The organism is Parasulfitobacter algicola (genome assembly GCF_013315265.1).
GTDB classification, from domain to species: Bacteria; Pseudomonadota; Alphaproteobacteria; order Rhodobacterales; family Rhodobacteraceae; genus Parasulfitobacter; species Parasulfitobacter algicola.
The window spans coordinates 277,800-303,789 of sequence record NZ_JABUFE010000002.1 but is presented as its reverse complement, the minus strand read 5'-3'; the positions used below and the strand labels follow the sequence as shown (position 1 = coordinate 303,789).

Genomic DNA, 25,990 nt, shown 5'->3' with positions numbered 1-25,990 from the left:
AAATTTTTGTACAAAACTCTTGTACGGACAGGCGTGAGGAGAGCAAAAAAAATGAGTGCCGATATCATCGACGGCAAAGCTTTTGCCGCCAAAGTGCGTGAAAAAGTGGCGACCCATGTGGCGCGCCTGAAAGAGGAAAACGGAATCACGCCGGGGCTTGCTGTCGTGTTGGTGGGGGAGGATCCGGCCAGTCAGGTTTATGTTCGATCAAAGGGCAAACTGACGACCGAGGTCGGCATGAATTCAATCGAACATAAGTTGGGCGCTGACACGTCCGAGGCAGATTTGCTGAGTTTGATCGCACAGCTGAATGCGGACCCTGCTGTGCATGGGATACTGGTTCAGCTGCCGTTGCCAGACCATCTGAACGAAGATCTGGTGATCAATTCGATTGAGCCTGCCAAGGATGTGGATGGATTTCATATCTCGAACGTGGGGCTGTTGGGGACCGGTCAGAAATCGATGGTGCCCTGTACGCCGTTGGGATGTCTGATGTTGCTGCGCGACTATCACGGCAGTCTTAGTGGCATGAACGCTGTTGTGATCGGTCGCAGTAATATCGTGGGCAAGCCGATGGCGAACCTGCTTTTAGGCGACAGTTGCACAGTCACGATTGCACACAGCCGGACACAAGATTTGCAGGATGTCGTGCGCGGCGCAGACATTGTTGTGGCGGCTGTGGGGCGACCTGAGATGGTGACAGGCGATTGGATCAAGCCGGGTGCGACGGTCATTGATGTGGGAATCAATCGCATACCGAATGGTGAAAAAACAAAGCTGGTGGGCGATGTCGATTTCGCATCCGCAAGTCAGGTGGCAGGTGCGATAACGCCTGTGCCGGGTGGTGTTGGACCGATGACGATTGCGTGCCTTTTGGCCAACACGGTTACGGCTTGTTGCCGGGCGAATGGTATCAAGGAGCCCAAAGGGCTGACCGCCTGATATAAGATCAAGCGGCCTGTTTAGCCTTTTGCTCAGTCAGTTTCTGCATTAGCACGTCGGCTTCAAAACGGCGCAGAATGCGGCAGCCTGCGGTGCGTGGATCATTTGAGAGCGTTTCGCTGTTCAGGTCGGCCTGCATCGCATTGGTCAAATCTGACGTTGTTTCATCGCAATACAGCGTTTCGGCCCAAATGCCGTCCGCATTTACGATCTCGTGGTTTTTACAAGCAATATGAAGATATTTTATTCCGCTGTTGATCGGTTTGCCTGCGGGCAGCCACTTTGACAGATATTTCGCTGAAACAAGAATATCAGGTTCGCCGAAAAGAAGTTCGGCAATAGGTGTGCGCAGCATGATCCGATGCTGGGGCGAAACCAAAAGATCCCGCTGACCGCCAACAAAATCGTAAGGTATGGAAATGGGTTTCAATGCAGGAAAGCAGACCATATCCAGCTGGCTGATCCAGCTTTCACCGATCCAGACGATGTCCTGGATGCCATTATGTCGCGTCAAAACCTGATCGCCAGGTTTAAGGTGGTCGATCTGAACCATACCCTTTGGCGTTTCAATCAATGTACCAGAGGTGAAACAGGAAATATCGTCATAATCAACTGTTCCGGTTCTTTCATTATCTATAATACTTCCAATGTTTGTGCCTGGTGGCGGGTTTACTGGGTTGCCATTTGGGTCATAGACAGCATAGCCCACTGTGATCAGATCACTGGCCCCATTACCAGGGGGGTTCAGACGGATTGCAACGATCTGCAAACCGCTTGAAAAGGTCGTGATAAATTCAGACTGAAGTTGCGAATTGGCGGGAAAGGTCGTTGTCACGACAGTCCCACCGGCATCCTCATACGTCAGTGTCAGGGGCTCTGGTGTAAACTGTTGTTCGCCTGTGCCATCATCGAATGAGCCGTCATTATTGACATCATTGATCGTAATCATCGTGCCGGTATCAGACCCAACCGTGAACGAGCCACCCCGCGTTGATTCGTTTGTTGAACCGGGCGTAAATGGCTGTTCGCCTGATCCGTTCAAAAGATTATTTGCGCTGAAAATCCGGATCGTCGTCGCGGCCATGCTCTGTCCTTTGTCTATATATTATAGTGATACCCTATAAGGTGAACGATATCAAAAACATATAAATGCAGTCAGGTGTTACTTTATCCTATCATCACTAAATAGGAAATCTGTAAAACTGCTGCTTATTTTAGCAGTTTTATACGCCAGAGTCATGGTTTCACGATATGGTTGTTGAGTTAGACGATATCAGACATGTGCGGTTCAAGGGAAAGATGTGCCAAGCCTTGTGCTTCGTCATATCTTTGCAGGCCCATGCCAAGAAATAGAAGAACCATAAAGATGATTACAATCGCCTGAAGAATACGAAAATAATATGTGGGCACCGGATCCATCTGAGTTTTGTAAAGCTGATTGAACGGAATCCCCCGGGGCTTGGTGAATATCACGGCGATCCAGAATATAAAGGCTGCTATCAAAAGCGCTATAAAAAATGGATCTAGATAATCTGGGGCGCGCACAAATCCAAAATTAAATGCGGCAGCAGAGTTGGTTGTCAGAATTATCGTGCCAACAATAATGGTGATTTTGGATGCGATCTTCATGCCTTAGTTCTTGGTAAACTTATGATATTTTATTGTTCTTCAGTTTGGCGAAATTATGAAATCGTGATGGATTAAATGTGCGTTATTGCAAAGACCATACCCGCGGCCGCTGCTGGCGATTTTGGCCTGGCCCAGTTGCTTGCACTGTCCAAAGCTGGCGAACCTGGTCCATATATTCGGGATGATATATTGCATCACCCAGATCTGGCCTGACGTTCAACAACACATGATAATAGGGAATAACTGAAAACAATACGGAAATCAGAAAGGCAATAACCGCCAGCGTACCACGCAAACTCAGGATAAAAATTCCGAAAAACAGAAAACACAAGATCAATCCGAACCAAGCAAATAACGAAGTTAAGTTAAAGACTTCAAGGATGTTTATACCGGGCTTCCAGAAAATATTGAACAATATCAAATCGATAGCGATCAGCGAAATAGCCCCCCACACGAATGCAAGAGGCACCCGTAAAATACGCCAACCGACAGACGGTTTTTCGCGTCGTTCTGTTGGTGCTTGTGGTTGACTGGAAAAATCAGGTGACCCACCGTTTGCATTCATACGGTTCAAACGGTCATTGAATGAGCTTTGGTTATCAGATGGCATTTCGTTTATTCCAACTTCAATTTTGTAAAACTGTATAACTTCAAACCACAACTAAAGCTTATTATGGGTCTGGTTAAATGGCCAGTGCAACCATGCTTTATCTTGGCATCGGAATGTTTTGGACCTTTTGTCCTAATAAAAATGCGCGCGCGCTTGTGGTCATTAACTGACTTAAGGCTGCCGAATGGCTATGCAAGCCCCCGGTATAGGTGCCAAAGGCGGGTAAGATAATACGATTTTCATCTTGCAGAAAACATTTACGGGTGATCGTTCGACCACGGACGTTCAAGCTGGCCTTTGGGTGGTAATGGCCTGATATTTCAGCGCTGTTTGTCTTTGTTGCGATGTGACGGAATGTCAGCGGATACATAGTCAATTCTGCCAGATGGGTGCCGCCAAAATCAACGGGGCCCGGATCGTGATTGCCTTCGATCCAGATCCAGCGACGGCCAGCTTGCAAGCGTGTTAACCAAAGCGTTTCATCTTCGTCCAGGCTGTCGGCGGCCGCCAGATCATCAAAGCTGTCGCCAAGGCAGATCACGGTGTCGGGCAATAGTGCGTCGATCTCGGCCTCAAGCCGGGCAAGCGTATCGCGCGTTTCGTAAGGGGGCAGCATAAGCCCTGCGCGCCGCGCGATCCGGTCAGATTTGCCTAAATGCAGGTCTGATACGCACAGCACCCGCTGATCTGCCCACCACAGCGCACCCGATGCGCGCGCCGTTAAACTGCATTCTGCGAAATTGAATTCATATCCGTTCATGGTATGTTCATGCCGCGCGCAGGCGGGAATTTCAAGATGTGTTTTCCATGGGCTGCCGTATAATATTCGGGTGTATGCCCCTAGAACGGAACCCGCCATTTTGGTTTGTCGATCGTTGTTAAACCCGCCGTATCTATCAGGCGTTCAGCTTCTTCGGCTAGCAAGCGTTCGTTCGCCAACCCTTTTACAGGAACCCGCCCGGGTTCCAGGAACAGGGGTGCGGACAATGGGGTGACGCGGTCCAGATGCAGGTGGTCAATTCGGCCTTGAATACGGGCGGCCATTTCCTCGATCCGGCCGAAATCGATCAGCCCGCGCAGGGCCTCTTCGCGGGTGATCTGCATCATCAGGTGGTCGGGGTCGTATTTCAGCAGCGTGTCATATAAAATATCGGAACTGAACGTCGCCTGTCGCCCGCTTTTACGCTTACCCATGGTGTTGCGTTCGATCAGCCCGGCGATCACGGCGCTGGCCTTGAAGGTGCGTTTCATCACAGCGTTGCCCGCCAGCCATTTTTCCAGCCCTTCGCGCAAATTATCCTGAGCAAACAGCGGGGCGGGGTCGGTCAGCGGATCAAGGCCCCAGATCAGGGTGGCGTAATCGGTCGACACAAAGCCCATGGGGGCCAGGCCCATTTCCTCCATCCGCTGGGTCAACAGCAGCCCAAGTGTTTGTTGTGCGTTGCGGCCTGCGAAACCGTAAACCACTGTTTGCGCTTTGCCGTCGTGGGGGAAGCTTTCGATCAGCAGCCGGTCTGGTTTGGGCAGTTGCGACACCTTTCGCTGCAGGGCCAACCAGTCGGCGGTGTGTTGGGGCAGTTCAGGCCAGCTGTCTTGTTGGAACATCCGCAGGATGCGCTGGCTGAGTTGGGTTGAGGTCGCGAATTTGGTACCCATAAAGGTGGCGATCTTGGGCTTGTCAGTTGCCTGCCGCGTGACCTCAACCGTCATTTCGCGCAGGCCCTCATACCGCACGATCTGCCCGCCGATCAGGAAGGTGTCGCCGGGGGTCAGGGTGGCGGCAAAGCCTTCTTCGATCTCGCCCAGGGGTTTGCCGCGGCCACGGATACGGACTTTCAGCGTGTCGGTGTCTTGAATGGTGCCGATGTTCATGCGAATGGCGCGGGTCGCACGGGGGTCACGCAACTGCCACTGACCGTCGGCGCGCCGCAGAAGCCGCTGCCAGCGGTCATAGGCGCGTAGAGCATAGCCGCCGGTGGCGCAGAAATCGAGACAGGCGTCAAACTCAGCCCGCGTCAGATCGTGATAGGCCCCTGCAGTCGTAACTTCCCGATAAAGGGCATCCGCGTCGAACGGCCCTGCGCAGGCAGTGATCAGGATATGCTGGCAGAGCACATCGCGGGGTCCACGCCCGCGCGGATCACCGTCAAGATCGCGGTCTTTGACGGCCTGCAGGGCGGCGCGGCATTCGACGATTTCGAACCGGTTGGCGGGCACCAGCAGCGCCTTTGAGGGCGCATTATAGCGGTGGTTGGCCCGCCCGATGCGTTGGACCAGCCGCTTGACGTTCTTGGGCGCACCGATCTGGATGACCAGATCCACATCCCCCCAGTCGATCCCCAGATCAAGCGAGCCGGTGCAAACCACGGCTTTCAGGCTGCCATCTACCATCGCCTGTTCGACGCGTTCGCGCTGTGCGCGGTCAAGCGATCCGTGGTGGATGCCGATGGGCAGATCATCTTCATTCTGCAGCCACAGGTTATGAAAAAACAGCTCGGCCTGAGCGCGGGTGTTGTGAAAGATCAGCGTGGTGTTGTGCTGTTTGACCTGTTCGATCACGGCAGGGATCGCGTATTTTGCGCCGCCACCGGCCCAGGGCGGGGCTTCTTCGGTCTTCAGCATCCGGATGTCGGGATCTGGTCCCGGATCAGCGTTCAGGATTTCGCACGGGTCTGGATGACGCGCCAGAAAACGGGCAATGGCGGCGGGATCTTCGACCGTGGCCGAAAGCCCCACGCGGCGCATACCGGGGCAAAGCGTTTGCAGGCGCGCAATAGCCAGCATCAGCTGATCCCCGCGTTTGGATTCCGACAGGGCGTGAATTTCATCGACAATCACGCGCTTCAGACCCCTGAAGATGCGCGGGGCGTCTTCGTAGCTGGTCAGTAGCGCCAGACTTTCGGGGGTGGTTAGCAGGATGTGGGGTGGATCAGCCCGCTGACGTTTTTTCTGGGTCTGGCTTGTGTCGCCTGTGCGATCCTCGATCCTGATGGGCAGGCCGATTTCATCCACGGGGGTGCGCAGGTTGCGCTTGATGTCGGCGGCCAGTGCTTTCAGCGGAGAGACATAAAGCGTATGCAGCCCAGCATGATCATCCGCGCCAAGCTCGGCCAGAGTAGGCAGAAATCCTGCCAGTGTCTTACCGCCACCGGTCGGCGCGATCAGCAACAGCGCAGGGGCGTTCGCCCGGTCCAGCATGTCCTGCTGATGGGGGTGGATCGACCAACCACGATGGGTAAACCAGTTTGTGATGCTGTCAGGCAATTTTGTCATGGCCTGATACTTAGCGGGCTAGGCAGAATTTTCAGCCATATAGCATTGGCTGGATCACACATTCTTGGCCAGCGCATTGGCAAAGAAATCACGAAAGGCAGGAATGACCTGATCAGGAACTTCCTCGGCCAGGTAATGACCGCCCTGCAGCGACCATCCTTGCACGTTTTCGGCCCGTTCGCGCCAAAGGGCAAGGCAGTCAAAATGCGTCTGGATTGCGCCATGTTGCCCCCAAAGGGCTAAAAGTGGCATGGTCAGTTTAGAGGTATCCGCATCATCATGCGCGATATCAATGGTTGCGGCGGCGCGGTAATCTTCACAAGCGCCGTGGACGACGGCACTGTCATTAAAGCATTCCAGATATTCGGTCAGCGCCTGCCGCACAAAGGGGCGAAGACCCGCTTTGCCCGATCCGCATTTTGCCAGCCAGTAAAAGTCATTTGACCCTGTGATAAGCGTTTCCGGAAACGGATGTGGCTGTGTCAGCCAATACCAGTGCCAATAGGTTTGGGCGAAGGCGCTGTCGGCATCGCGATACATCTCGCGCGTGGGGGCTATATCAAGGGTGGCCAGCGCCAGAACCCGTTCTGGATGATCTGCCGCCAGCCTATGGGCCACGCGCGCGCCGCGATCATGGGCGCCGACCAGAAATTGGTCATGGCCAAGGGTGTTCATCAGCGCGATCATATCGCCCGCCATCGCGCGCTTGGAATAGGGTGCGTGTTGCACATCGGTTGCAGGCTTCAGCGATCGCCCATAGCCACGCAGATCGGGGCATATCACTGTGTAATCTCGCACCAGATCGGCCGCCACATAGTGCCACATGGCCGAGGTTTGCGGATACCCATGCAACAGTAACACAGGCATTCCGCGCCCGCCGACACGGCAAAAAAGCTGCCCACCGGGCACATTGATCATTTGTTCGCGAAAGCCATCGAAAAAGCTATCTGCTATGGGGGCGTTGGACAGGGCGGATTGTGCAGTGTGGATCATGAAGGTGCTCATTTTACGATAATGCTTAATATAAATCAGCATAAGGCCAGGTTTGAAACCCAGTGACTGTATATGATTGGAGTGCAGGCAGACGGTTACTGTGTCTGTTTTGGCCCATCAATTGGGCATACATCCGGCATGGCGCCTGAAGCAGCAATCTTTGTCACAGTACACAGCGGGCCAAAATCCCGAGAGATTACTGCGTGGGTTCGTCCGCGCCTTATCCCTTTGTTCTACGCGCGGCTTACTTTTTCTTTTTTTGCAGAACCCACGAATATTGGGGAAGATCATGAAGAAAAACAGCCTTTTGAAGATCGCTACACTGTCGATCGCATTGGCGTTGTGCGTAATGGCACCCGCGATGGCGCAGGAAAAGACAGAATTTCGCGTGGCCTGCTCGATTTATGTGGGGTGGATGCCTTGTGGTTATCTGGACGAAAGCGGCATCATGCATAAACGGGCTGACAAATACGGCATTGATGCCGAAATCGTGCAAATCAATGATTATATGGAATCCATAAACCAATATACGGCTGGTGCGTTTGATGGCGTGACGGCGACAAATATGGACACGCTGTCCATTCCGTCGGCTAGTGCTGCAGATACCACCGCTTTGATTGCTGGTGATTTTTCCAACGGAAATGATGCCGTGATCTTGAAGGGCCAAGGGTATCTGTCCAGTCTTGGCGGAAAACCTGTCAATCTGGTCAAACTGTAAGTGTCGCATTATCTGCTGGCGCGGGCGTTGGACAGCGTAGCGCTAACCGAGGCTGATCTGAACGGCGTGATCAACACATCGGATGTCGATATGACTACAGCCTATGTCACCAATGATGTTGAGGTCGTGGTGATATGGAACTCGCTTGTGTCTGCCATTGTTGAAGAACCCAGTGCGAATAAGCTGTTCGACAGTGCGGATATCCCCGGCGAAATTATTGATCTGATGGTTGTGAATACCAATATGCTGGCTGCGAACCCTGACTTTGGTAAAGCCTTGGCCAGCGCCTTGTACGAAGTTATAGGCCTGATGGCCGCAGGTGACGAAGAGGTGCTGACGGCCATGACCGAGGCATCAGGGACCGATTTGGCCGGATATAAAGCACAGCTTGCATCAACCGAAATATTGTATGATCTTACTGATGCTGTGGCTTTTACCCAAGGCGTTGATCTGCCCATTACAATGACAAATATTGCCGAATTCTTGTTCGATAAAGGCATTCCGGGGGAAGAGGCATCATCGGCGGATTTTGTGGGCGTGGAATATCCTAATGGAACCATCACGTGCGATGCCAACAACGTCACATTCCGCTTTGATACGACATTCATGCAAATGGTCGCTGATGATGCGCTTTAGTGGATGAATGGTCTGAGGCGATGTATTCCATGCGATTGATCAATAAAAAACCGGGGCCGGCGCTTGCGATATTTCTATCGACCCTACCGTTTCTAGTGATATTTGTTGCCTATGCCATCGCGTCCCATCTGCGCCTATTGGAAAACCCATCTGATAAGCTGTTGCCATCGCCAGCAAAAGTGCTGGAAACGGCGCAACGGCTGTTGACCGGACCGGTGCAGCGGGCGAATTCTGCTGTGGCATGATACAGCGGCCAGCCTGCGCAGGCTTGGGATCGGGATTGGTTGGGGATGGTGTTTGGTCTTTTGATTGGTTTGCTGCCATATGTCCGGACAACATTTACGCAGTTTGTGGCGGTCACCTCTATGATCCCGCCACTGGCCGTACTTCCGATTTTGTTCATTGTTTTCGGCTTGGGTGAACTGCCAAAGGTTGTGCTGATCGTTATCGGTATTCTACCATTTCTGATCTGCGATTTAAGTTGGCGGGAGCGTGAGATCCCCCGCGAACAGATCGTCAAGGCTGAAACCCTGGGGGCGTCGACCTGAGTGATTATCCTGCGCGTGGGATTGCCGCAATTGATGCCACATCTTATTCAGCGATCCGGCTTTGCCTTGGTTCGGCGTGGTTGTTTCTGATCGCGGCCGAAGCAATCGCCAGCGATCAGGGTCTAGGATACCGCATATTCTTGGTCCGGCGATATCTGGTGATGGACGTGATGTTATCTGGATTACGGTTTTGACCTTTGTTCTGGATTGGCTGCTTAAAACACTGTCGCGCAAGGTTTTCCCATGGGCGGTGGCGGTACAATGAGTTTCGTCGCAGTCGATAATGTCTTTAAATCCTATGGCCCAAGACCGATCCTTGAACGGATCAATCTGAAAACAGATAAAGGCGAATTCATATCAATCGTAGGCGCGTCAGGATGTGGAAAGTCGACCTTTCTGCGATCATTGATCGCGCAAGAACAGCCCACGCACGAAAGGATTAGCATTGATGGTAACCCCCTGCAGTCGAACCAGGTTTGGAACGTGGCGTAGTCTTTCAACACTATTCCATCTTTCCGCATCTGACCGTGCGTGAAAACATCATCGCGGGCGAAACGTTTAAAAGGGGGTGGGGTCACGTTTTCGGTGCTGCACGTAAGGCTGCAAAGACCCGCGCGGATAATACTTTGGCGCGTATTGGTCTTGCTGATGTGGCCGATGCCTATCCTGCCACGCTGTCAGCCGTTATGCAGCAGCGCTTGACCATTGGTCAGACACCTGCTGCCAAGCCGCGGGTGCTGTTGTTGGATGAGCCTTTTGGTGCGCTTGATACCGGCACTCGGCTGTTGATGCATGATTTCCTGACGGATCTACGTGCTTAGACAAGCATGACAGTTTTCATAGTGACCCATGATCTTGACGAAGGTTTCAAACTGGGGGACCGCGATTTGGTTTTTTGATAAACCGCGTTGGGACCCAACCGGTGCGAATGCCCACGGAGCCACAATTACGTACGATTTTGATGCCCGCGATGGCGGTATTCCATTTCAAACAATCAAGGAGAAAACGCATGCTTTTCAACCCACCTGAACGGACAAGGTCGCACACTCCACGCGATATGTATCTTACTGACAGGCGTCTGCATCACCCAGATCTGACCAAATTGCGCGGCTGGAAGGTGATGCAGGCCGAAGGCGATTTGCCCGAAGAGCGGTGGGATGAAGAACGCCGCTGGGCCTTGCGCATGGGTCTGACCGTGGCTGATACGATTGAGGATAAATCAATCCCGACCTTTGCGCGGGGCGAGTTGGTGCATTACGCGGGCATCAATACATTTCTGAAAGCCCTCTATGCCGAGGACGTGGCAGAAGTGAAGGATTACGATGCCACGGTTCTGGGCATTCCTTTTGACGGTGGTACCACTTATCGACCCAGCCCGCGGTTTGGGCCGCAAGGCTTGCGCAATATATCCGCACTTTATACACTATATAATTATGAATTGGGCTTTGATTTGCGCGAACAGATGACACTGTGAGATGCGAGCGATGTGTTCACTATTCCGGCTAATATCGAAAAAGGTTTTGATCAAATCAGCCGTTCGGTCAGCCATGTGTTCAGTTCGTGCAGCTTGCCGATTATGATCGGAGGGGATCATTCCATCGGGTTTCCTTGTGTGCGCGGCATTGCGGAATTCACATCGAAAAAGATCGGTATCGTACATTTTGACCGTCACGCGGATATTCAGAAAAAGGACTTGGATGAACGGATGCATACGACCCCGTGTTTCCATTCGACAAACCTGCCCAATGTTCCGACTAAAAACCTGGTGCAGGTTGGCATCGGTGGTTGGCAGGTCCCGCGCGAGGCTGTGAAAGTTGCCCACGAGTGTGAAACCAACATTATAACCATGTCTGACATGGAAAAGATCGGCATCGATAAAACTGCCGAGATGGCGTGGGACGGCGTTGATATGGCGTATCTGCCGTTTGATGTCGACAAGCCCGTTAATATCCCACATGGCGAATTTGAAGGAAAGCGGTGATCCAATGCCACATGATATCGTGAACGGCCACATTGGCCACAACCATCCCGATCACCACTTGCACAGCCACATCGACCCCGCAAATGATGCCGCATTGTTGCAGGTGCTGGCCACTCAATTCATTGATGGGTTTGTGCAGGCGGCGGATAAATCCGTCTATCTGCGGCTTGCGGCTGTACCGTTTGAAAAACCAAGTACGGATGGGGCAAAGGCGCTGAAACTGGTTGATGTACAGTTGAAAACCGAACGGCAGGTCGGCACTGCATCACCGTCCTTTGGATCACGCAAGCTTAGTTATTTGCCATTCCCCGGACCGATGGTGTCCGAACGCACGAATATGTCCCTGATCTATGTGTCGATGGATGAAAAAACGACACTTGATATCCGCGATTTCCTTTTGTCCAAAAAACCGGAGTTAGACCAATGAAGACACTTCTTTCGACAATGACTGCAGTGCTTGCCGCTGCCCCAGCTTTAGCACATCACCAGGATCTGGGGTCTGCATCCCATGCATCCAGCGGCACAAATATGATGATCGGTATTGTGTTGATCGCTCTTGTGGCTGGCATCTTAGCATTTCGTCATCTGCGCGGAGCGGGACATCAGGTTGGTCGTTCAAACCATTCTGGATGATCAAAACACAACCGTGTTGGATCAATTCGTATCCGCCAATCTAAGGGCGCGGGGGTCTTCGGGGCATGCGCCCTGAGGCCTAGGCTGATCGCAGAAAGATCATACGTCCCAATCAACATCGAACCGGGTAACGACCTTTTGGATATCTTCGGGGGATAGCATTTTGGCACCCATTCCGCGCAGCAAAAGTGCTAGTTTTGCGGTCTCTTCCAATTCCTCAATCGCGTATACAGCGGCTTCAAGATCCTTTGCGGCCACGACAGGGCCGTGATGGGCCAGCATTACAGCGCTTCGCTTTCCTGCAAGGCCGCGCACAGCATCCCCCATCGCAGGATCGCCAGGCACGAAGAAGGGCAGCAGTTTGACCTTGCCCAAACGCATGATAGAATACGGTGTTATAGGGGGAAGAAAGCAATCAGCATCGGTTTCGGGCAATGTCGACAGGGCGACTGAATGAGTGGGATGCAAATGCACGACCGCACCTGCAGTGCTGCGAGTTTCATAAAATGCAGCGTGCAGATCGACTTCTTTCGTTGGTGGATCACCGTCAATCAATACGCCCTTGGCATCAAAACGGCTAAGCCGGGCAGGATCAAGTTGGCCCAGACTGCTGCCCGTTGGGGTGACCAAGAGCCCCCCGTCCTCTAACCTGGCCGAGATATTACCTGTCGCCCCCCCTGTCAGGCCGCGCTCAAAGACAGATTTCGCCCAGATACAGACGTCTTCGCGCAATTTGTTTTCATTCATGATCGTTCCTATTCAGATATGTGCAGGCTGGTTTTGGCTGCTGACAACATCAGCTTAACCTTCCAGTATTAAGTCAGAGCCCTTTTCGGCAATCATAATCGTTGGTGAGTTGGTGTTGCCGGATGTGATATTTGGCATGACAGATGCATCGACAACACGCAGGTTTTGCAAACCATGCACACGAAGATCTGCACCGACAACAGCCATGGGATCAGATCCCATTTTAGCGGTTCCAACAGGGTGAAAAATGGTCGTGCCAATGTCGCCCGCCGCATTTATCAGGTCTTCGTCTGTTTCATAATTCGGACCTGGCTTGAATTCTTCGGGTTTGTATTTCGCCAAGGCAGGTTGATTGGTAATTTGACGTGTCAGACGGATGGCGCGGGCCGCAGTGATGCGGTCTGCTTCGGCGGTCAGATAATTTGGTGCAATTGCAGGGTGGTCCTTGGGATCACCCGAGGTGATCTGAACGGTGCCGCGGCTTTCGGGCCTAAGGTTGCAGACGCTGGCAGTGAAGGCGGGAAAGGGGTCAAGCGGTTCGCCAAAGGCATTCAAGGACAGCGGTTGAACGTGATATTCAAGATCCGCAAAATCCACAGACGGATCAGATTTGGCAAAGGCCCCAAGCTGGCTGGGGGCCATCGACATCGGACCGGATCGGGACAACGCATATTGCATCCCGATGCCCATTTTCCCAATTAGACTGCCCGCGCGCTGGTTCAGCGTTTTGACACCGCTGACCTTATAGGCGCATCTGATCTGTAAATGATCCTGCAGGTTCGCCCCGACACCGGGCAGATCGTGAATGACCTGAACGCCCTTGTCTTGCAAAAGCTGTGCTGGACCAATGCCCGAAAGCTGTAAAATTTGTGGCGATCCGATTGCACCTGACGATAAGATAACCTCGCCTGATGCGTGGGCGACCTGCATGTCGCCACCCCGATCAAATTGAACACCAGTCGCCGTTTTGCCATCAAACAAAACGCGGTGGGCTTGTGCATCGGTCAGCACCGTTAGATTGGCACGCTTGTTGACGGGGCGCAGAAACGCTTTGGATGTATTCCAACGCCACCCCTTTTTCTGGTTCACCCGAAAATAGCCAACCCCGAAATTATCGCCCCTGTTAAAGTCATCGACTTTAGGAATGCCTGTGCTTTCGCAGGCATCCGCAAAGGCATCAAGAATTTCCCAGGACAGGCGTTGCTTTTCCACCCGCCATTCGCCGCCGGTTCCATGTAGATCATCGGCAGGGCCAAAATGATCTTCGGATTTTTTGAAATAGGGTAAGACATCATCCCATCCCCAACCCTCATTACCAGCTTGTCGCCATCTGTCATAATCTGCTGCCTGACCGCGCATGTAAATCATACCGTTGATCGACGAACAGCCCCCCAACACACGCCCGCGCGGATAATTCAAAGACCGGCCGTTCAGCCCCTTTTCGGCTTGTGTCTTGTATCCCCAATCGGTGCGTGGATTGCCCATGCAAAAAAGATAACCAACGGGAATATGGATCCAGATATAATTGTCCTTGCCCCCAGCTTCCAGCAGTAGAACCTTGTTTTTGGGGTCTTCAGAAAGCCGATTTGCCAACACACAGCCAGCAGAGCCGGCGCCCACTATGATATAATCAAACGATCCAATATCGCGCATATGGAATTGTCTTTCCGGGCTATTTGGAAAGCACAATGGTTTAAGTTTGCTGCAGGATAAAGCTAAAACTACGATAGGTTTAGAAGCCTTGAATTTGAAGCTGTGATGATACTATTCGAATGCAATCTTATAAAGCTTTTCTGTCATCCCCTTAAAATCACGCCCGTGAAATACCGGGATACCTGTTTTCGACAGGGCTGCAATATCTGCATGATCGGCCGCATCCAAGCCCGCACCCGGGGTACGCAAAACGACAGCTTTTATGCGATCAGGATGCTGATCGATCACATCCTTATAAATCGCGGCATCCTTTTGCCCTGTGTCCCCGATCAGGATCGCAGGCAGTTCAGCATTACTATTTAAAAGCACATCAATGCTGCCACCTTTGTGGTTACCATGTCCTTCAGTGATAAACTTCGTTTCGCTTAACCCCAAATCACGCAGAAACATCGGACCACGGGTCAAGTTGGTGCGGGTAAAAATATCTGTCAAAAACGAAAAAAGGTTCCACGGCGATGAGCTGACGTAATAAACAGGATTACGGCCTTTGTCAGAAAGAGCATCGATCAGTTCAATCGCGTCTGGAAATACGTGCCGTGTCAGGGCATTGCCACTGAACGAGGTCCACAGATTGCGCGCCAATGAATATGCGCCAGTTTCAAGCATGGTGTCATCAATATCAGAGATGATCATAATATTCGCCCTGGGATCAGGTATCAGCACGGGGCAGGCCGTTGTGCCATCACGATCCTCAATCGTCACATCAATGTCGATCCACCCGTATTGGTCACCGCGTGGAACAAGAATTTGGAAATAACCCTCTTCGTCGCTCTGGGCCTTGTGTGTGCCTGCACTGACAGCAACATCTGCAACTTCATCTGTTAGAAAAAGGGACAGTATCTGTTTGATATTCGTCAGGCGGCTTTGATGTGGCTGCGGTTTGTTCCGCCGTAACGCGGTTAAAACACGGCCCCGCACGATCAGATATTCATCCGTGGCATACCCCATATAGGCCTCAATCAGACGATCCTTGCCGGTCCGATTGAAAAGACGATCAAATATTTTTTCCCAAAGAAGCGCAATTCGATGGGCCGTTCGTTTCAGTATATTCAAGCAGTGTTCCAGTTCTGAAAAACAGATATCTATTTGGTCAGATTCTCCAGATATCCACATGATTTTTCATCGTTTTGATCGCAGGCGTTCTGGTATATTTCCTGCGCACGGGTCTGGCTTTTAGAAACCCCATCGCCATATTCATACATCTGCCCAAGATTGCGACAGCCTGTCATGTTTCCGTCATCACACGCCTTTTCATAAAGCCCTGCCGCGCGGTCAAAATCAACTTGGACGCCCAGACCTTTGTCGTACATAAAGCCCAAACGTGTGCAACCAAGCGCATGACCAAAGTTGCAGCCACGTTCGTAAAGCTGGATGCTTTTGGTATAATCAGTTTCGACCAATTCACCTTCTTTATAAAGATAGCCAAGATTGGTGCAGCTGCTGGCATGGCTGTTCAGGCAGGCATCATCATAAAGACTGATCGCCATATCGACATCCTGACGGACCCCTTCACCCTTTTCATAAAGTAACGCCAGATTGTTGCATCCGCTGTTATTGCCATGGTCGCAAGCCTTGCGATAAAGTTCTGCGCTTTTGATAATATCAATATCCAGACCTTTGCCGATTTCATAAAAATATCCCAGATTTGTACAGGCTTGGGCGTTGTCACCATCACATGCGCGCTTGTACAGGTCTGCGGCGCGCAGATTATCTTGCTGAACAAAGCGTCCCTGTGAATGCATATATCCCAGATCAACGCAGGCCGCGAATACCTGGTGCATGCAAGCTTTCGTATAAAGGGATGCAACCTTGGACATCGTTTCAGCCGATGCCGCAGGACTATCTAGCAATTTGGCCTGACCATCACAGCTGGCATAGTTGTTTTGTTGACATCCCTGTTCGTAAAAAGAAATGCCCTGGTCGCGGTTCTTTTCGACCCCGTTGCCCTTTTCATAAGCGCGCCCTGCCTGAAAACACGCGATGCCATGCCCGCTTGCACAGGACTTTTCAAAATATGTGAGTGCGCGCGTTAAATCCTTGGTGACCGATCCCCCGTTTTTATAGGCGAAGCCTAAGTTAGAGCAGCCTTGCCCGTCGCCGCCGTCACAGCCTTTTTGATAAAAGGCGCGCCCTGTTTCGGTGTCGACTTCGACCCCATCACCCCTGTAATAAGATATACCAAGATATGTGCATGCTTGAGCATCACCGCTTTCGCATGATTTCGCGAATAAGTCTGACGATATTTTGGTATCATATTCGACCCCGGTTTCGGTTAAGTGCATTCCTGCCAGTAAGGTACAACTGCGGGTGTTTTCGGCATCGCATCCTTTTTCAACAAGGGACGCGATCGCTTTGAATTCCATATTCAGCAATATTTTACCCGTGCTAAAACAGTCGTAAGACAGGTAATCGCTGCACGCATCGGACAGATATTCAATCTTGTTGGTGTCTTCCAAAGTCAGCAGACCGTCTTGGGCAAGGGCCATTTGTCCTGCAATAAGAAGCGGTGTGATTGCAAAAAGGCGTTTCATGAAAGCTCCTGACTGGGTAAACCCTAAGACCGATGAATGCGTTATACCTTGATCACTCGCGGGATGCTTTTTCGTCAAGCCCGGATATCCCGTCGCGCGCGTCCAGTTCAGCCAGAACATCTGCAAGTGCTACATCCCGGGATGCCAGCATCACAAGCAAGTGGTACAGAACATCGGCGGCTTCACGGGTCAGTTTTTCTTTGTCGCCTTTAACCGCTTCGATAATGGCTTCTATTGCCTCTTCACCGAATTTTTCGGCGCATTTTTCAGGCCCCTTGGACATCAGCTTTGCGGTCCATGAACTGTCCGGATTCGCAGCCTTTCGGGCGGCAATTGTCTGGGCAAGGCGGTCAAGAGTATGGGTCATGGGCGCACCGGGATACCTGCGGCCGCCATGTGGTCTTTGGCTTGCCGAATGGTGAAATCACCGAAGTGAAAGATTGATGCGGCCAATACGGCGCTGGCCCCGCCTTTGGTCACGCCTTCGACAAGGTGATCCAACGTGCCGACACCACCCGACGCAATGACGGGGATGTTCACGGCATCTGAAATCGCGCGGGTTAACGGAATATTGAAACCCGCGCGTGTCCCGTCACGATCCATTGAGGTCAAAAGGATCTCGCCTGCGCCTTTGGTCGCCACGGTCTTGGCAAATTCCACCGCATCAATGCCGGTGGATTTGCGACCGCCGTGGGTAAAGATTTCCCACTTGCCGGGGGCAACCGTTTTCGCGTCAATGGCCACGACAATGCATTGCGATCCAAAACGGTCAGCCGCGCGCGCCACGACATCTGGGTCAGCCACGGCGGCAGAGTTGAAACTGACCTTGTCAGCGCCCGCCAGAAGCAAATTGCGCACATCATCGGGCGTGCGGACACCGCCCCCGATGGTCAGTGGCATAAAGCATTGTTCGGCTGTGCGCGTCGCCAGATCGTACATCGTGCCGCGGTTTTCATGGGTGGCCTGAATATCCAGAAAGCACAATTCATCCGCACCGGCTGCATCATAGGCGCGTGCGGATTCCACTGGATCGCCGGCATCAATCAGATCGACGAAATTCACGCCTTTGACAACGCGACCATCAGCGACATCAAGGCAGGGTATGATACGAGTTTTCAACATCTTGGCGCCCTTTTAGGCGGAAACAAGCGATAACGGAAGAGCGAGCGAGTTGTGAATTGGCTTACCCGTCAAAACCGCTAAACTTGCGCAAAACCTGAGGGAGAGAAAGATGAAAGCATTCCTATTGGCGCTGTCCGTTGCGGCAGCCCCGGCAATGGCAGATATTATCACGGTTCCGGCTGCCGGTTCGGTCGATGAAACAATGACTGCATTGGAAGCAGCGGTGACCGGAGCGGGTGCCACCGTTTTTGCGCGTGTCGATCATGCAGGTGGTGCGCAATCGGTCGGTCAGGAACTGGCCCCATCGCAATTGCTGATTTTTGGAAATCCCAAGCTGGGTACACCTGCGATGCAGGCCGATCCGCTGGCAGGGCTTGTCCTGCCGCTGAAAGTGCTGGTTTATCAGGATGCCGAAGGCAGTGTTTTTCTGACCTATGAAAGCGTCGATGGCATGTTCGAAGGTATGGCCATTCCGGACGATGCCCCTGTGCGTGGCATGATGGCAGGCGCGTTGAAAAACCTGACGGCCAAAGCTGCCGGGCAATAAACCTTAGGGCTGGTCGGGGTCTTGCCGGGCCAGCCTGCGGTGCTTCCATTCGATATAGGCAAGTGCCAATAAAAAGAACGGACCTGATAAAATAGTCGTGGGCGGCAGTAAGAACAGCGGTGCATCAAGTGCCCCCGCAATGACATCTGGGATGCCTGTGCAACTATGCCATCCCGAAAATGCCGTGCCTTCGCAGCTTGCGCGGAAAACGGCCTCGGCCACAGTGATAAAGATCACAAAGATCGGAAGCAATAAAAGCCATGAACGAACAATTCCGCTTTCAGCACGCGACCGGACGAAAAGCAGTACAACAGAAACGATAATCGCAACAATAGCTAACACAGACATTCAGGTCTTCCTTACGCTTTCAAAACTGACAATGCTGATGGCAAATCGATCGCACCATCGTACAGGGCGCGACCAGAGATAGCACCATTCAAGGGCGCCCCGCAATTTTTCAATGCAATCAGATCGTCGATGGAACTGACACCGCCTGATGCAATGATCGGGATCGACACAGCATTTGCAAGGGCTGCGGTTGCAGGGATATTTGGTCCCTGCATCGCACCATCGCGGTTGATATCGGTATAAATGATTGCAGCGATGCCAGCGTCTTCGAATTTCCTTGCTAGATCAATGACTTGAATATCAGTTTCTTCGGCCCAGCCACGCGTCGCTACGCGCCCGTCGCGTGCATCCAGCCCAACTGCCACTTGCCCCGGAAAGGCCTTAGCGGCTGTTCGTACAAGGTCGGGGTCCTCTACTGCAACTGTGCCTAAAATGACGCGGGCAAGTCCCTTGGACAACCATGCTTCAATCGTTGCCATATCGCGAATACCACCACCCAATTGCGCGGGCACTTTAGCCTGATCCAGAATCGCAGTCACTGCACCCCCATTCACAGGGGTTCCGGCAAATGCCCCGTTCAGATCCACCAGATGCAACCATTCACATCCTGCATTTTGAAACGCCATCGCCTGCGCTACGGGGTCATCATTGAATACAGTCGCCTGATCCATTTCGCCTTTGTAAAGCCGCACGGCCTGACCGTCTTTCAGATCAATTGCAGGATAGAGGATCATGATGTTATTCCCTTTGCACTGGTCGATGTTGCTTAAACACGGATTTTGGAAAAAGCAAAGTGACCTAGCGTTGTTCTTGCGTGATGACCGACATACGGCCTTACTGACCCCATTATTCAAGAGGGAGGTTCCACCATGAGGCGAATAATTCTAACGACGATTGCAACGCTATGTCTGGCGGGTACGGCAATGGCCGACCCGGTTCTGGGTACCTGGAAAACGCAACCGGGTGATGATGGTGCCTTTGGTCACATACGCGTCGCAAAATGCGGTGATGCGATCTGCGGCTACATCGCCAAGGCATTCAACAGTGCGGGCAAACAGATCGAAAGTGATACAGTTGGAAAACGCATGATCTGGGCGATGCAGGCAGATGGCGACAGCACTTATAGCGGTGGCAAGATTTGGGCACCCGATCGCGACAAGACCTATAATTCAGTGATGGAGCTGAATGGAAGCCGTCTGGTCGTCAAAGGCTGTTTCTTTGGAATTTGCCGTGGCCAAACCTGGACACGCGTCAGCGGATAATATCTGAAATGGTCTGTCGTGGGGGCAGGCTGTTTTTAAGAGTATTTGCTGATATTATTTAAAAATTAGACATTTAGGGCACAGCTTTTTGTGATCCTGTTTCTTAATTTGCCGCAAATGATCTGGGTATGTGTCTTTGCCTCCAAGCTCGTTTATTTCGCTTGATTGGTATTCTGAGATCACTGACATTTAAAGTAATAACGACTTTGACGTGGAGATAAACGATGACGGTTTGGGTCAGCAAAGTTATGATGAAGGCCGAATTAATAAAGCCAATGCGTCATGACCTTTGCAGTGATGATGAGGCTGAATTGAGAGAAGCAGAAAGAAAGCAGTGGGTCGGTGAACCGATATCTGCGGAGGTGGTGCCAAAGAAAATTTGGTTTATGAAAGGATCAAGGACATCCCTGACTCTGCCGAATGTTTTTTTCGCATATGGCATTTGGGTTGTTTCAGAAAGAGTCGCACAGGTGCTTGAGCGTTTCGATATGGGGCAGGGGGCACTTTATCCGACTCAAGTTTTCAAAAAAGACCAGGTAACGCCGATGCCTGGCGCGTATCGATGCTTGGTTTTTGGGTTACAGAAAAATGCCTTGCGAACAGACAGTGGCGGTAACTTGGTATCTGTAGATGAAAAAAGAGATATTTGGCGTCTTCGATTTGTTCCGAAAGATAATGATGTTGTTGTGGGGCCTGAGGTATACGAGCCTGGCGATATCTGGATGGACCCCAGACTATTTCAGGCTTTTTTCCTTAGCGATGCATTGGCCAAGGCCTTGAAAGCTGAAAATGTTCATAAGATATTCGGGCTAACAAAGTGTAAAATTGTATAATATCTGCGCGATTTGAAAAGCATATAAGTTATTCAAAGATGTCATGATTTAAGAAAATCACGGCCGCCATTTCAAAAAATTTGCAATCATCCGCAATCCGGCCTGCTGGCTTTTTTCCGGGTGAAACTGCATGCCAACCCGATTTTCATGCCCGACAATGGCTGTGATCGGCCCGCCGTAATCCGCATGGGCCAGCATATCCCGGGTGTGCATTACCTGCATGTGATAGGAATGCACGAAATAGACGTGATCACCGGTTTTGATGCCGTCAACGATCGGGTGGTGCTGATCAATAATCAGATCATTCCAGCCCATATGTGGCACCTTCATATTCGGGTTGTCGGGTTTAATCAGGCGAATATCGCCCGATATCCAATCAAAACCCGGTGTCGGGCGATATTCATGACCCGTCGTCGCCATCATCTGCATACCGACACAAATGCCTAAAAACGGCCGGGCTTGCTGCGTAACGGCCTGTTCAATGGCATCGAACAGGCCTGTTTGCGCAAAAAGTGCATCGCGACACGCCGGAAAGGCGCCATCACCGGGCAGCACAACGCGGTCGGCCCCTGCAACCTGGTCAGGGTCAGATGTGACAATGACCTGCCCGGCATCCGTTTCTGCTGCAATCCGTTGAAAGGCTTTTTCGGCCGAATGCAGATTGCCGCTGTCGTAATCAACAATAACTGTCAGCACAGTGTCACAATGTCCCTTTGGTCGATGGGATGTCATCTGCCTTGCGCGGATCTGTTTCCACCGCTTGCCGCAATGCACGCGCGACCGCCTTGAATGCGGCTTCTGCAATATGGTGGCTGTTGAACCCATGGATTTGATCAATGTGCAATGTAATCCCGCCATGGGTCGCGAAAGCCTGAAAGAATTCACGCAGCAGTTCGGTGTCAAATGTACCGATTTTGGCAGTGGGCAGATCAAGGGTGCAGATCAGAAATGGCCGACCTGACAGATCCAGTGCGCAGTGGACTTGTGCGTCATCCATCGGCAAACTGCATTCACCATAGCGATTGATGCCACGTTTTTCACCCAAGGCTTCGGTCAAAGCCTGACCCAAAGCGATCCCTGTATCTTCGACTGTGTGGTGATCATCAATGTGCAGATCCCCCGTCGCGCTGATTTTCATATCAATCAAAGCATGACGCGCCAGCTGATCAAGCATGTGATCGAAAAACCCAACGCCGGTTTTATTGTCATAAGTTCCTGTGCCATCAAGATTGATACTGACCGATATATCAGTCTCAGCGGTTTTACGAGTGATCGTGGCTGTGCGCATAGTCCATTCCTTCTGTCACGGCGTCTTTAATGACAAAGGGTCCGAAATTCAAAGCTCTCTTTTTTATTTTGGAATGAAATGGATGACAATTATGATTGTTATCTTCCCAATACACCCGTGCCAAATTGCACTTGGCAAGCATGATTTACAAAAAAACACCCTTCCCCAAATATTTCACGCCTCACACCGTTCGTGAGGATTTGGCGGGTGTTTGGGTGGGTGTTGTAACATCCGTGCTGCGGTGGGATCGTTTCCCTAATAAACAAACGGGATCGCGCGTGCAGGCAGGGCAAGACCTGCTCACGCCGCAGTGATGTGCATTTGCGCACATAATCCATGGCCGGTTTCGCCAATGTCAAACCCCGCACATCGTCCCTAAATCAATCTCATCCGACGAGCGGACTTGAAACAGTCCAACCGCCACCCACCGGCCCAAACGGCCATACCCAAAACGCCCCAGTGGGCAAACATAAAGGACCAAAACCATGTACGTTAAAGCAACAATTGCCGCCCTGACCCTCGCCATCGCTGCCCCTGCATTCGCGAATACACAGCTGGCAGGCTCGGCCGGAGTTGAACCCGGCGTGTTCACCACAAACCAACTGGCCGCCATCAAAGCTGCCAACGACAGCGACGAGCGCATCGGTTTTGAACGCACAAGCAACGATATCGTCTCAACACAAAGTGTCGCCACCGACAACCAGCTGGCCCGTTCCCTGGGTGTCGAAGGCCAAGGCCTGTCGCTGAGCGAACTGGCAATGCTGAAAGACCGTCTGGAAAGCGATCGTTCAGAATAATCCAACAACCGTCACCGGTGACAAACAACGGGGCCCGCTGAAATGCTGGGCCCCGTTTTTCGATGGGGCCATCAGTCACAAAAACCCAATCATACTGGTAAATCCAGTATGTCAGGTCAGTGATTTAATGATTTGTTTTGGAGCGGGCGAGGCGATTCGAACGCCCGACCCTTACCTTGGCAAGGTAATGCTCTACCCCTGAGCTACGCCCGCTTCCTTGGGTAAGGCGTCAGATATAAACTATGCCGCCAGCCTGCAAGAGGAAATTTCACCGAAATGCAGAAAAAAACGTTCTTGCCGTCGCGGTAGCTGCTGCGCGCATTGTCTACAGCATTTGGTTTCATTGTTTTAAACGACTTGAAGTTGCCTGACCTGCGGCCCAGCCTGATGACCAGGCCCATTGGAAATTATACCCACCAAGCCAGCCGGTGACATCAACGATTTCACCAATGAAATAAAGGCCTGGTACTGTTTTGACTTCCATCGTTTTAGAAGACAGCATGTTTGTACTGACACCGCCAAGGGTCACTTCGGCGGTGCGGTATCCTTCGGATCCGATGGGGGTCAGTTGCCAATTGGTCAGCAACTTATTCAGTAAAGACAATGTCTGATCCGATTGATCTGCCAGATTGCCTGAAAGCCCCGACAGCGCGATCATATGCTGCGCCAATCTCGCGGGCAGCAGATCGGCCAGCGTCGTGGAAAGGTTGCGTCGCCCGGATGTTGTGCGCCTGCTTTTAAGTTCGGTATCAATATTTTGAGCAGGATCAAGATGAATGGAGATAGCGTCTTTTTCCCGCCAGTAGGAACTGATTTGCAGGATAGATGGCCCGGAAAGGCCCCTGTGTGTGAAAAGAAGGCCTTCGTCAAAACTGGTGCCATTGCAAGACACACGCGCAGGTACAGACAGGCCGGCAAGTTGCTTCAGATCGGACAATACGTCATCGCCAAAGGTCAGGGGAACAAGCGCGGGGCGCGTATCGGTCATGGTCAGGTCGAATTGGCGTGCGACTTGATAGCCGAACCCGCTGGCACCCATTTTGGGAATGGATTTACCGCCACAGGCAATCACCAGGTTTTGGCAGTTGACAGTTTTGCGTGTGCCATCTGTTTCCAGATCGACTTTAAACCCTGTATCTTGTTTGCGTATATCTGTAACCGATGTCTGCAACCAAAGATCCGCGCCTGCTTTTGTCATTTCATCCAGCAGCATACGGATGATGTCTTTGGCAGATGTGTCACAAAACAGCTGGCCCAGAGTTTTTTCGTGATACGAGATGTTATGGCGTGCGACCAGATCAATGAAATCCCACTGTGTATAACGGCTAAGTGCTGATTTGCAAAAATGCGGGTTTTGCGACAAAAAGTTTTCGGGGGCAGCATACATATTGGTGAAATTACACCGCCCACCCCCCGAAATTCTGATCTTTTCGCCTGCTGATTTTGCATGATCAATCACCAATGTGCGTCCGCCGGAATGGGCGGCACACATCATGCCCGCTGCACCTGCGCCGATGATCAATGTATCCAATTGCATAATGTGCGACTTGGCGCTTTTCGGCGGATTTGGCAAGCGTATGCTATTTTTCTGGAAACGAGTGGCAAATCGCGTTACAGACAATATCAGACCTCGGAAAGAGGCGAAACAAGAGGCAGTAAAGCGGTAATCCATGACGGAAATGGTCTATGGCGCAGTCCCCGCGCGGGACGGAGAGCCAATTCTTCCACGCTGGTGGCGGACAATCGACAAGTTGTCGATGTCCTGCATCCTTATTTTATTTGGCATAGGTTTGTTGCTGGGTTTGGCATCATCGCCCCCGTTGGCGGCCAAAAACGGGTTTGAACCGTTTCATTACGTGCAGCGTCAGGCCTTTTTTGGCGGGTTGGCGCTGGTGTCGATGTTCTTGACATCAATGATGGCGCCGAACCTGGTGCGACGCTTGGCGGTGCTGGGTTTCTTATGTGCTTTGCTTGCGGTCATGTTGTTGCCGATCTTTGGTACTGACTTCGGCAAAGGGGCGGTTCGCTGGTATTCGCTTGGTTTTGCGTCGCTGCAGCCATCAGAATTTTTGAAACCCGGCTTTGTGGTGATAACCGCCTGGATGATTTCCGCCAGTCAAGAGGTGAATGGTCCCCCCGGCAAGACCATGTCATTTTTTCTGGCGATGATGATTGTTGCCTTTCTGGCCGCGCAACCTGACTTTGGGCAAGCGGCGTTGGTTTTATTTGCATGGGGTGTGATGTGGTTTATCGCAGGTGCACCGATTTTGCTGTTGGCCTGTATGGCCGTTGTTGTGATCTTTGCTGGCATGATTGCCTATAACAGTTCTGAACACTTTGCGCGCCGGATTGACGGATTTCTGGCCCCTGATGTGGATCCGAACACCCAGCTTGGCTATGCTACAAACGCCATCCGTGAGGGTGGATTTTTGGGCGTGGGTGTGGGGGAAGGTCAAGTGAAACAATCGCTGCCTGACGCACATACGGATTTCATCATTGCTGTGGCTGCAGAAGAATATGGCCTGATTTTGGTGCTGTGCATCATTATGCTTTATGCTGTGATTGTGGTGCGGTCGCTAGTGCGACTGATGCGGGAACGTGATCCCTTTATTCGTTTGGCGGGCACAGGATTGGCCTGTATTTTTGGTATTCAGGCGATGATCAATATGGGTGTGGCGGTGCGTATGCTGCCGGCCAAGGGCATGACGTTGCCCTTTGTCAGTTATGGTGGGTCGTCTCTGATTGCAGGCGGGATTGCGGTTGGAATGTTGCTGGCATTCACGCGGACAAGACCACAGGGCGAGATCGGGGATATCCTTCTCAGGCGTACCCGGTAGGA

At 51.9% G+C, this 25,990-nt stretch carries 32 protein-coding genes, 1 tRNA gene and 1 pseudogene; 16 read left to right on the top strand and 18 right to left on the bottom strand.

Annotation, left to right across the window (positions count from 1 at the left end; all coding sequences use genetic code 11):
• Window positions 1–51: 51 nt before the first annotated feature.
• On the top strand, window positions 52–942 hold the full coding sequence (folD, locus tag HRQ87_RS05300; protein WP_174135987.1) for a bifunctional methylenetetrahydrofolate dehydrogenase/methenyltetrahydrofolate cyclohydrolase FolD: 891 nt from the start codon (window positions 52–54) through the stop codon (window positions 940–942).
• 7 nt (window positions 943–949) lie between these two features.
• On the opposite strand, the gene HRQ87_RS05295 is transcribed toward folD, so the two are convergent.
• The 6 genes from HRQ87_RS05295 to HRQ87_RS05270 all read right to left on the bottom strand — a co-directional run bounded on the left by HRQ87_RS05295 (window position 950) and on the right by HRQ87_RS05270 (window position 7,447).
• Window positions 950–2,026 carry a Hint domain-containing protein gene (locus tag HRQ87_RS05295; RefSeq protein ID WP_174135985.1) on the bottom strand — a complete coding sequence of 359 codons (1,077 nt, stop codon included), beginning with the start codon at window positions 2,024–2,026 and terminating at the stop codon, window positions 950–952.
• Between the two features lie 179 nt (window positions 2,027–2,205).
• Entirely contained in the window at window positions 2,206–2,571 is a 366-nt protein-coding gene (locus HRQ87_RS05290; protein ID WP_174135983.1) for a hypothetical protein, read from the bottom strand.
• 82 nt (window positions 2,572–2,653) lie between these two features.
• The gene (locus HRQ87_RS05285; RefSeq protein WP_174135981.1) at window positions 2,654–3,181 is read right to left on the bottom strand and encodes a hypothetical protein; all 528 of its coding nucleotides are present in this window, start codon (window positions 3,179–3,181) and stop codon (window positions 2,654–2,656) included.
• A gap of 97 nt (window positions 3,182–3,278) precedes the next feature.
• Window positions 3,279–3,941: a ligase-associated DNA damage response endonuclease PdeM gene (gene pdeM, locus HRQ87_RS05280; RefSeq protein ID WP_174135979.1), complete on the bottom strand. Its 663-nt coding sequence runs from the start codon at window positions 3,939–3,941 to the stop codon at window positions 3,279–3,281.
• Between the two features lie 80 nt (window positions 3,942–4,021).
• Complete coding sequence (locus HRQ87_RS05275) at window positions 4,022–6,454, bottom strand: ligase-associated DNA damage response DEXH box helicase (protein WP_174135977.1); 2,433 nt, start codon at window positions 6,452–6,454, stop codon at window positions 4,022–4,024.
• A gap of 54 nt (window positions 6,455–6,508) precedes the next feature.
• The gene (locus HRQ87_RS05270) at window positions 6,509–7,447 is read right to left on the bottom strand and encodes an alpha/beta fold hydrolase (protein ID WP_217430385.1); all 939 of its coding nucleotides are present in this window, start codon (window positions 7,445–7,447) and stop codon (window positions 6,509–6,511) included.
• A 289-nt stretch (window positions 7,448–7,736) separates the two neighbouring features.
• Here HRQ87_RS05270 and HRQ87_RS20190 point away from each other — a divergent pair, with 289 nt between their 5' ends.
• From HRQ87_RS20190 to HRQ87_RS05240, 10 genes and pseudogenes are all read left to right on the top strand, one after another.
• Complete coding sequence (locus HRQ87_RS20190; protein ID WP_246251773.1) at window positions 7,737–8,165, top strand: type 2 periplasmic-binding domain-containing protein; 429 nt, start codon at window positions 7,737–7,739, stop codon at window positions 8,163–8,165.
• On the top strand, window positions 8,166–8,801 hold the full coding sequence (locus tag HRQ87_RS20185) for a type 2 periplasmic-binding domain-containing protein (protein WP_246251771.1): 636 nt from the start codon (window positions 8,166–8,168) through the stop codon (window positions 8,799–8,801).
• Window positions 8,801–9,046, top strand: coding sequence for a hypothetical protein (locus HRQ87_RS20180; RefSeq protein WP_246251768.1), 246 nt, complete (start codon window positions 8,801–8,803; stop codon window positions 9,044–9,046). The genes HRQ87_RS20185 and HRQ87_RS20180 overlap by 1 nt, the downstream gene beginning before the upstream one ends.
• Window positions 9,047–9,091: 45 nt before the next feature.
• Entirely contained in the window at window positions 9,092–9,349 is a 258-nt protein-coding gene (locus HRQ87_RS20175; RefSeq protein WP_246251766.1) for an ABC transporter permease subunit, read from the top strand.
• Window positions 9,350–9,410: 61 nt separating this feature from the next.
• Entirely contained in the window at window positions 9,411–9,614 is a 204-nt protein-coding gene (locus tag HRQ87_RS20170) for a hypothetical protein (RefSeq protein WP_246251759.1), read from the top strand.
• Window positions 9,611–9,841, top strand: a complete 231-nt coding sequence (locus tag HRQ87_RS20440) for an ATP-binding cassette domain-containing protein (RefSeq protein WP_281356582.1) — start codon at window positions 9,611–9,613, stop codon at window positions 9,839–9,841. The genes HRQ87_RS20170 and HRQ87_RS20440 overlap by 4 nt, the downstream gene beginning before the upstream one ends.
• Complete coding sequence (locus tag HRQ87_RS20435) at window positions 9,826–10,170, top strand: ATP-binding cassette domain-containing protein (RefSeq protein WP_281356581.1); 345 nt, start codon at window positions 9,826–9,828, stop codon at window positions 10,168–10,170. Before HRQ87_RS20440 ends, HRQ87_RS20435 begins: the two co-directional genes overlap by 16 nt.
• 107 nt (window positions 10,171–10,277) lie before the next feature.
• Window positions 10,278–11,330: pseudogene (locus tag HRQ87_RS05250) on the top strand (agmatinase family protein).
• 4 nt (window positions 11,331–11,334) lie between these two features.
• Window positions 11,335–11,757, top strand: coding sequence for a hypothetical protein (locus HRQ87_RS05245; RefSeq protein ID WP_174135973.1), 423 nt, complete (start codon window positions 11,335–11,337; stop codon window positions 11,755–11,757).
• A complete protein-coding gene (locus tag HRQ87_RS05240) occupies window positions 11,754–11,963 on the top strand; it encodes a hypothetical protein (RefSeq protein ID WP_174135971.1) in 210 nt (69 codons plus the stop codon). Before HRQ87_RS05245 ends, HRQ87_RS05240 begins: the two co-directional genes overlap by 4 nt.
• Before the next feature lie 99 nt (window positions 11,964–12,062).
• On the opposite strand, the gene otnC is transcribed toward HRQ87_RS05240, so the two are convergent.
• The 6 genes from otnC to hisF form a co-directional block, all read right to left on the bottom strand.
• Window positions 12,063–12,710: a 3-oxo-tetronate 4-phosphate decarboxylase gene (otnC, locus tag HRQ87_RS05235; protein WP_174135969.1), complete on the bottom strand. Its 648-nt coding sequence runs from the start codon at window positions 12,708–12,710 to the stop codon at window positions 12,063–12,065.
• Window positions 12,711–12,764: 54 nt separating this feature from the next.
• Entirely contained in the window at window positions 12,765–14,363 is a 1,599-nt protein-coding gene (locus HRQ87_RS05230) for a GMC family oxidoreductase (protein WP_174135967.1), read from the bottom strand.
• A gap of 111 nt (window positions 14,364–14,474) precedes the next feature.
• A complete protein-coding gene (locus HRQ87_RS05225; protein WP_246251756.1) occupies window positions 14,475–15,476 on the bottom strand; it encodes a phosphatase domain-containing protein in 1,002 nt (333 codons plus the stop codon).
• A 29-nt stretch (window positions 15,477–15,505) separates the two neighbouring features.
• The gene (locus HRQ87_RS05220; protein WP_174135965.1) at window positions 15,506–16,954 is read right to left on the bottom strand and encodes a tetratricopeptide repeat protein; all 1,449 of its coding nucleotides are present in this window, start codon (window positions 16,952–16,954) and stop codon (window positions 15,506–15,508) included.
• A 52-nt stretch (window positions 16,955–17,006) separates the two neighbouring features.
• Window positions 17,007–17,321 carry a phosphoribosyl-ATP diphosphatase gene (locus HRQ87_RS05215; protein ID WP_174135963.1) on the bottom strand — a complete coding sequence of 105 codons (315 nt, stop codon included), beginning with the start codon at window positions 17,319–17,321 and terminating at the stop codon, window positions 17,007–17,009.
• Window positions 17,318–18,076, bottom strand: coding sequence for an imidazole glycerol phosphate synthase subunit HisF (gene hisF / locus HRQ87_RS05210; protein WP_174135961.1), 759 nt, complete (start codon window positions 18,074–18,076; stop codon window positions 17,318–17,320). The genes HRQ87_RS05215 and hisF overlap by 4 nt, the downstream gene beginning before the upstream one ends.
• Before the next feature lie 109 nt (window positions 18,077–18,185).
• Between hisF and HRQ87_RS05205 the strand changes: the two genes are divergently transcribed.
• Window positions 18,186–18,623, top strand: a complete 438-nt coding sequence (locus HRQ87_RS05205) for a DUF302 domain-containing protein (RefSeq protein ID WP_174135959.1) — start codon at window positions 18,186–18,188, stop codon at window positions 18,621–18,623.
• Between the two features lie 3 nt (window positions 18,624–18,626).
• On the opposite strand, the gene HRQ87_RS05200 is transcribed toward HRQ87_RS05205, so the two are convergent.
• Window positions 18,627–18,971, bottom strand: coding sequence for a hypothetical protein (locus tag HRQ87_RS05200; RefSeq protein ID WP_174135957.1), 345 nt, complete (start codon window positions 18,969–18,971; stop codon window positions 18,627–18,629).
• Window positions 18,972–18,982: 11 nt separating this feature from the next.
• Window positions 18,983–19,705 carry a 1-(5-phosphoribosyl)-5-[(5-phosphoribosylamino)methylideneamino]imidazole-4-carboxamide isomerase gene (gene hisA / locus HRQ87_RS05195; RefSeq protein ID WP_174135955.1) on the bottom strand — a complete coding sequence of 241 codons (723 nt, stop codon included), beginning with the start codon at window positions 19,703–19,705 and terminating at the stop codon, window positions 18,983–18,985.
• Window positions 19,706–19,840: 135 nt separating this feature from the next.
• Here hisA and HRQ87_RS05190 point away from each other — a divergent pair, with 135 nt between their 5' ends.
• Both HRQ87_RS05190 and HRQ87_RS05185 read left to right on the top strand, forming a co-directional pair.
• Window positions 19,841–20,233 carry a DUF2147 domain-containing protein gene (locus HRQ87_RS05190; RefSeq protein WP_174135953.1) on the top strand — a complete coding sequence of 131 codons (393 nt, stop codon included), beginning with the start codon at window positions 19,841–19,843 and terminating at the stop codon, window positions 20,231–20,233.
• Between the two features lie 224 nt (window positions 20,234–20,457).
• Window positions 20,458–21,066, top strand: coding sequence for an imm11 family protein (locus tag HRQ87_RS05185; RefSeq protein WP_174135951.1), 609 nt, complete (start codon window positions 20,458–20,460; stop codon window positions 21,064–21,066).
• Between the two features lie 57 nt (window positions 21,067–21,123).
• Here the strand turns inward: HRQ87_RS05185 and hisH are convergent, their stop codons facing one another.
• A complete protein-coding gene (hisH, locus tag HRQ87_RS05180) occupies window positions 21,124–21,762 on the bottom strand; it encodes an imidazole glycerol phosphate synthase subunit HisH (RefSeq protein ID WP_174136307.1) in 639 nt (212 codons plus the stop codon).
• 4 nt (window positions 21,763–21,766) lie between these two features.
• A complete protein-coding gene (gene hisB / locus HRQ87_RS05175) occupies window positions 21,767–22,354 on the bottom strand; it encodes an imidazoleglycerol-phosphate dehydratase HisB (RefSeq protein ID WP_174135949.1) in 588 nt (195 codons plus the stop codon).
• Window positions 22,355–22,839: 485 nt separating this feature from the next.
• Between hisB and HRQ87_RS05170 the strand changes: the two genes are divergently transcribed.
• Window positions 22,840–23,151 carry a hypothetical protein gene (locus tag HRQ87_RS05170; RefSeq protein ID WP_174135947.1) on the top strand — a complete coding sequence of 104 codons (312 nt, stop codon included), beginning with the start codon at window positions 22,840–22,842 and terminating at the stop codon, window positions 23,149–23,151.
• 138 nt (window positions 23,152–23,289) lie between these two features.
• Here the strand turns inward: HRQ87_RS05170 and HRQ87_RS05165 are convergent.
• Both HRQ87_RS05165 and HRQ87_RS05160 read right to left on the bottom strand, forming a co-directional pair.
• Window positions 23,290–23,364: transfer RNA gene (locus HRQ87_RS05165), tRNA-Gly, on the bottom strand.
• Window positions 23,365–23,491: 127 nt separating this feature from the next.
• Window positions 23,492–24,688, bottom strand: a complete 1,197-nt coding sequence (locus tag HRQ87_RS05160) for a BaiN/RdsA family NAD(P)/FAD-dependent oxidoreductase (protein WP_174135945.1) — start codon at window positions 24,686–24,688, stop codon at window positions 23,492–23,494.
• 133 nt (window positions 24,689–24,821) lie between these two features.
• On the opposite strand from HRQ87_RS05160, the gene ftsW reads away from it, so the two are divergent.
• Window positions 24,822–25,988: a putative lipid II flippase FtsW gene (gene ftsW / locus HRQ87_RS05155; protein WP_174135943.1), complete on the top strand. Its 1,167-nt coding sequence runs from the start codon at window positions 24,822–24,824 to the stop codon at window positions 25,986–25,988.
• Window positions 25,989–25,990 lie beyond the last annotated feature (2 nt).

Coding starts and splice junctions, on each gene's coding strand:
- folD (WP_174135987.1), top strand. CDS start 52: ATGAGTGCCGATATCATCGACGGCAAAGCTTTTGCCGCCAAAGTGCGT.
- HRQ87_RS05295 (WP_174135985.1), bottom strand. CDS start 2,026: ATGGCCGCGACGACGATCCGGATTTTCAGCGCAAATAATCTTTTGAAC.
- HRQ87_RS05290 (WP_174135983.1), bottom strand. CDS start 2,571: ATGAAGATCGCATCCAAAATCACCATTATTGTTGGCACGATAATTCTG.
- HRQ87_RS05285 (WP_174135981.1), bottom strand. CDS start 3,181: ATGCCATCTGATAACCAAAGCTCATTCAATGACCGTTTGAACCGTATG.
- pdeM (WP_174135979.1), bottom strand. CDS start 3,941: ATGAACGGATATGAATTCAATTTCGCAGAATGCAGTTTAACGGCGCGC.
- HRQ87_RS05275 (WP_174135977.1), bottom strand. CDS start 6,454: ATGACAAAATTGCCTGACAGCATCACAAACTGGTTTACCCATCGTGGT.
- HRQ87_RS05270 (WP_217430385.1), bottom strand. CDS start 7,447: ATGATCCACACTGCACAATCCGCCCTGTCCAACGCCCCCATAGCAGAT.
- HRQ87_RS20190 (WP_246251773.1), top strand. CDS start 7,737: ATGAAGAAAAACAGCCTTTTGAAGATCGCTACACTGTCGATCGCATTG.
- HRQ87_RS20175 (WP_246251766.1), top strand. CDS start 9,092: ATGGTGTTTGGTCTTTTGATTGGTTTGCTGCCATATGTCCGGACAACA.
- HRQ87_RS20440 (WP_281356582.1), top strand. CDS start 9,611: ATGAGTTTCGTCGCAGTCGATAATGTCTTTAAATCCTATGGCCCAAGA.
- HRQ87_RS05245 (WP_174135973.1), top strand. CDS start 11,335: ATGCCACATGATATCGTGAACGGCCACATTGGCCACAACCATCCCGAT.
- HRQ87_RS05240 (WP_174135971.1), top strand. CDS start 11,754: ATGAAGACACTTCTTTCGACAATGACTGCAGTGCTTGCCGCTGCCCCA.
- otnC (WP_174135969.1), bottom strand. CDS start 12,710: ATGAATGAAAACAAATTGCGCGAAGACGTCTGTATCTGGGCGAAATCT.
- HRQ87_RS05230 (WP_174135967.1), bottom strand. CDS start 14,363: ATGCGCGATATTGGATCGTTTGATTATATCATAGTGGGCGCCGGCTCT.
- HRQ87_RS05220 (WP_174135965.1), bottom strand. CDS start 16,954: ATGAAACGCCTTTTTGCAATCACACCGCTTCTTATTGCAGGACAAATG.
- HRQ87_RS05215 (WP_174135963.1), bottom strand. CDS start 17,321: ATGACCCATACTCTTGACCGCCTTGCCCAGACAATTGCCGCCCGAAAG.
- hisF (WP_174135961.1), bottom strand. CDS start 18,076: ATGTTGAAAACTCGTATCATACCCTGCCTTGATGTCGCTGATGGTCGC.
- HRQ87_RS05205 (WP_174135959.1), top strand. CDS start 18,186: ATGAAAGCATTCCTATTGGCGCTGTCCGTTGCGGCAGCCCCGGCAATG.
- HRQ87_RS05200 (WP_174135957.1), bottom strand. CDS start 18,971: ATGTCTGTGTTAGCTATTGTTGCGATTATCGTTTCTGTTGTACTGCTT.
- hisA (WP_174135955.1), bottom strand. CDS start 19,705: ATGATCCTCTATCCTGCAATTGATCTGAAAGACGGTCAGGCCGTGCGG.
- HRQ87_RS05190 (WP_174135953.1), top strand. CDS start 19,841: ATGAGGCGAATAATTCTAACGACGATTGCAACGCTATGTCTGGCGGGT.
- HRQ87_RS05185 (WP_174135951.1), top strand. CDS start 20,458: ATGACGGTTTGGGTCAGCAAAGTTATGATGAAGGCCGAATTAATAAAG.
- hisB (WP_174135949.1), bottom strand. CDS start 22,354: ATGCGCACAGCCACGATCACTCGTAAAACCGCTGAGACTGATATATCG.
- HRQ87_RS05170 (WP_174135947.1), top strand. CDS start 22,840: ATGTACGTTAAAGCAACAATTGCCGCCCTGACCCTCGCCATCGCTGCC.
- HRQ87_RS05160 (WP_174135945.1), bottom strand. CDS start 24,688: ATGCAATTGGATACATTGATCATCGGCGCAGGTGCAGCGGGCATGATG.
- ftsW (WP_174135943.1), top strand. CDS start 24,822: ATGACGGAAATGGTCTATGGCGCAGTCCCCGCGCGGGACGGAGAGCCA.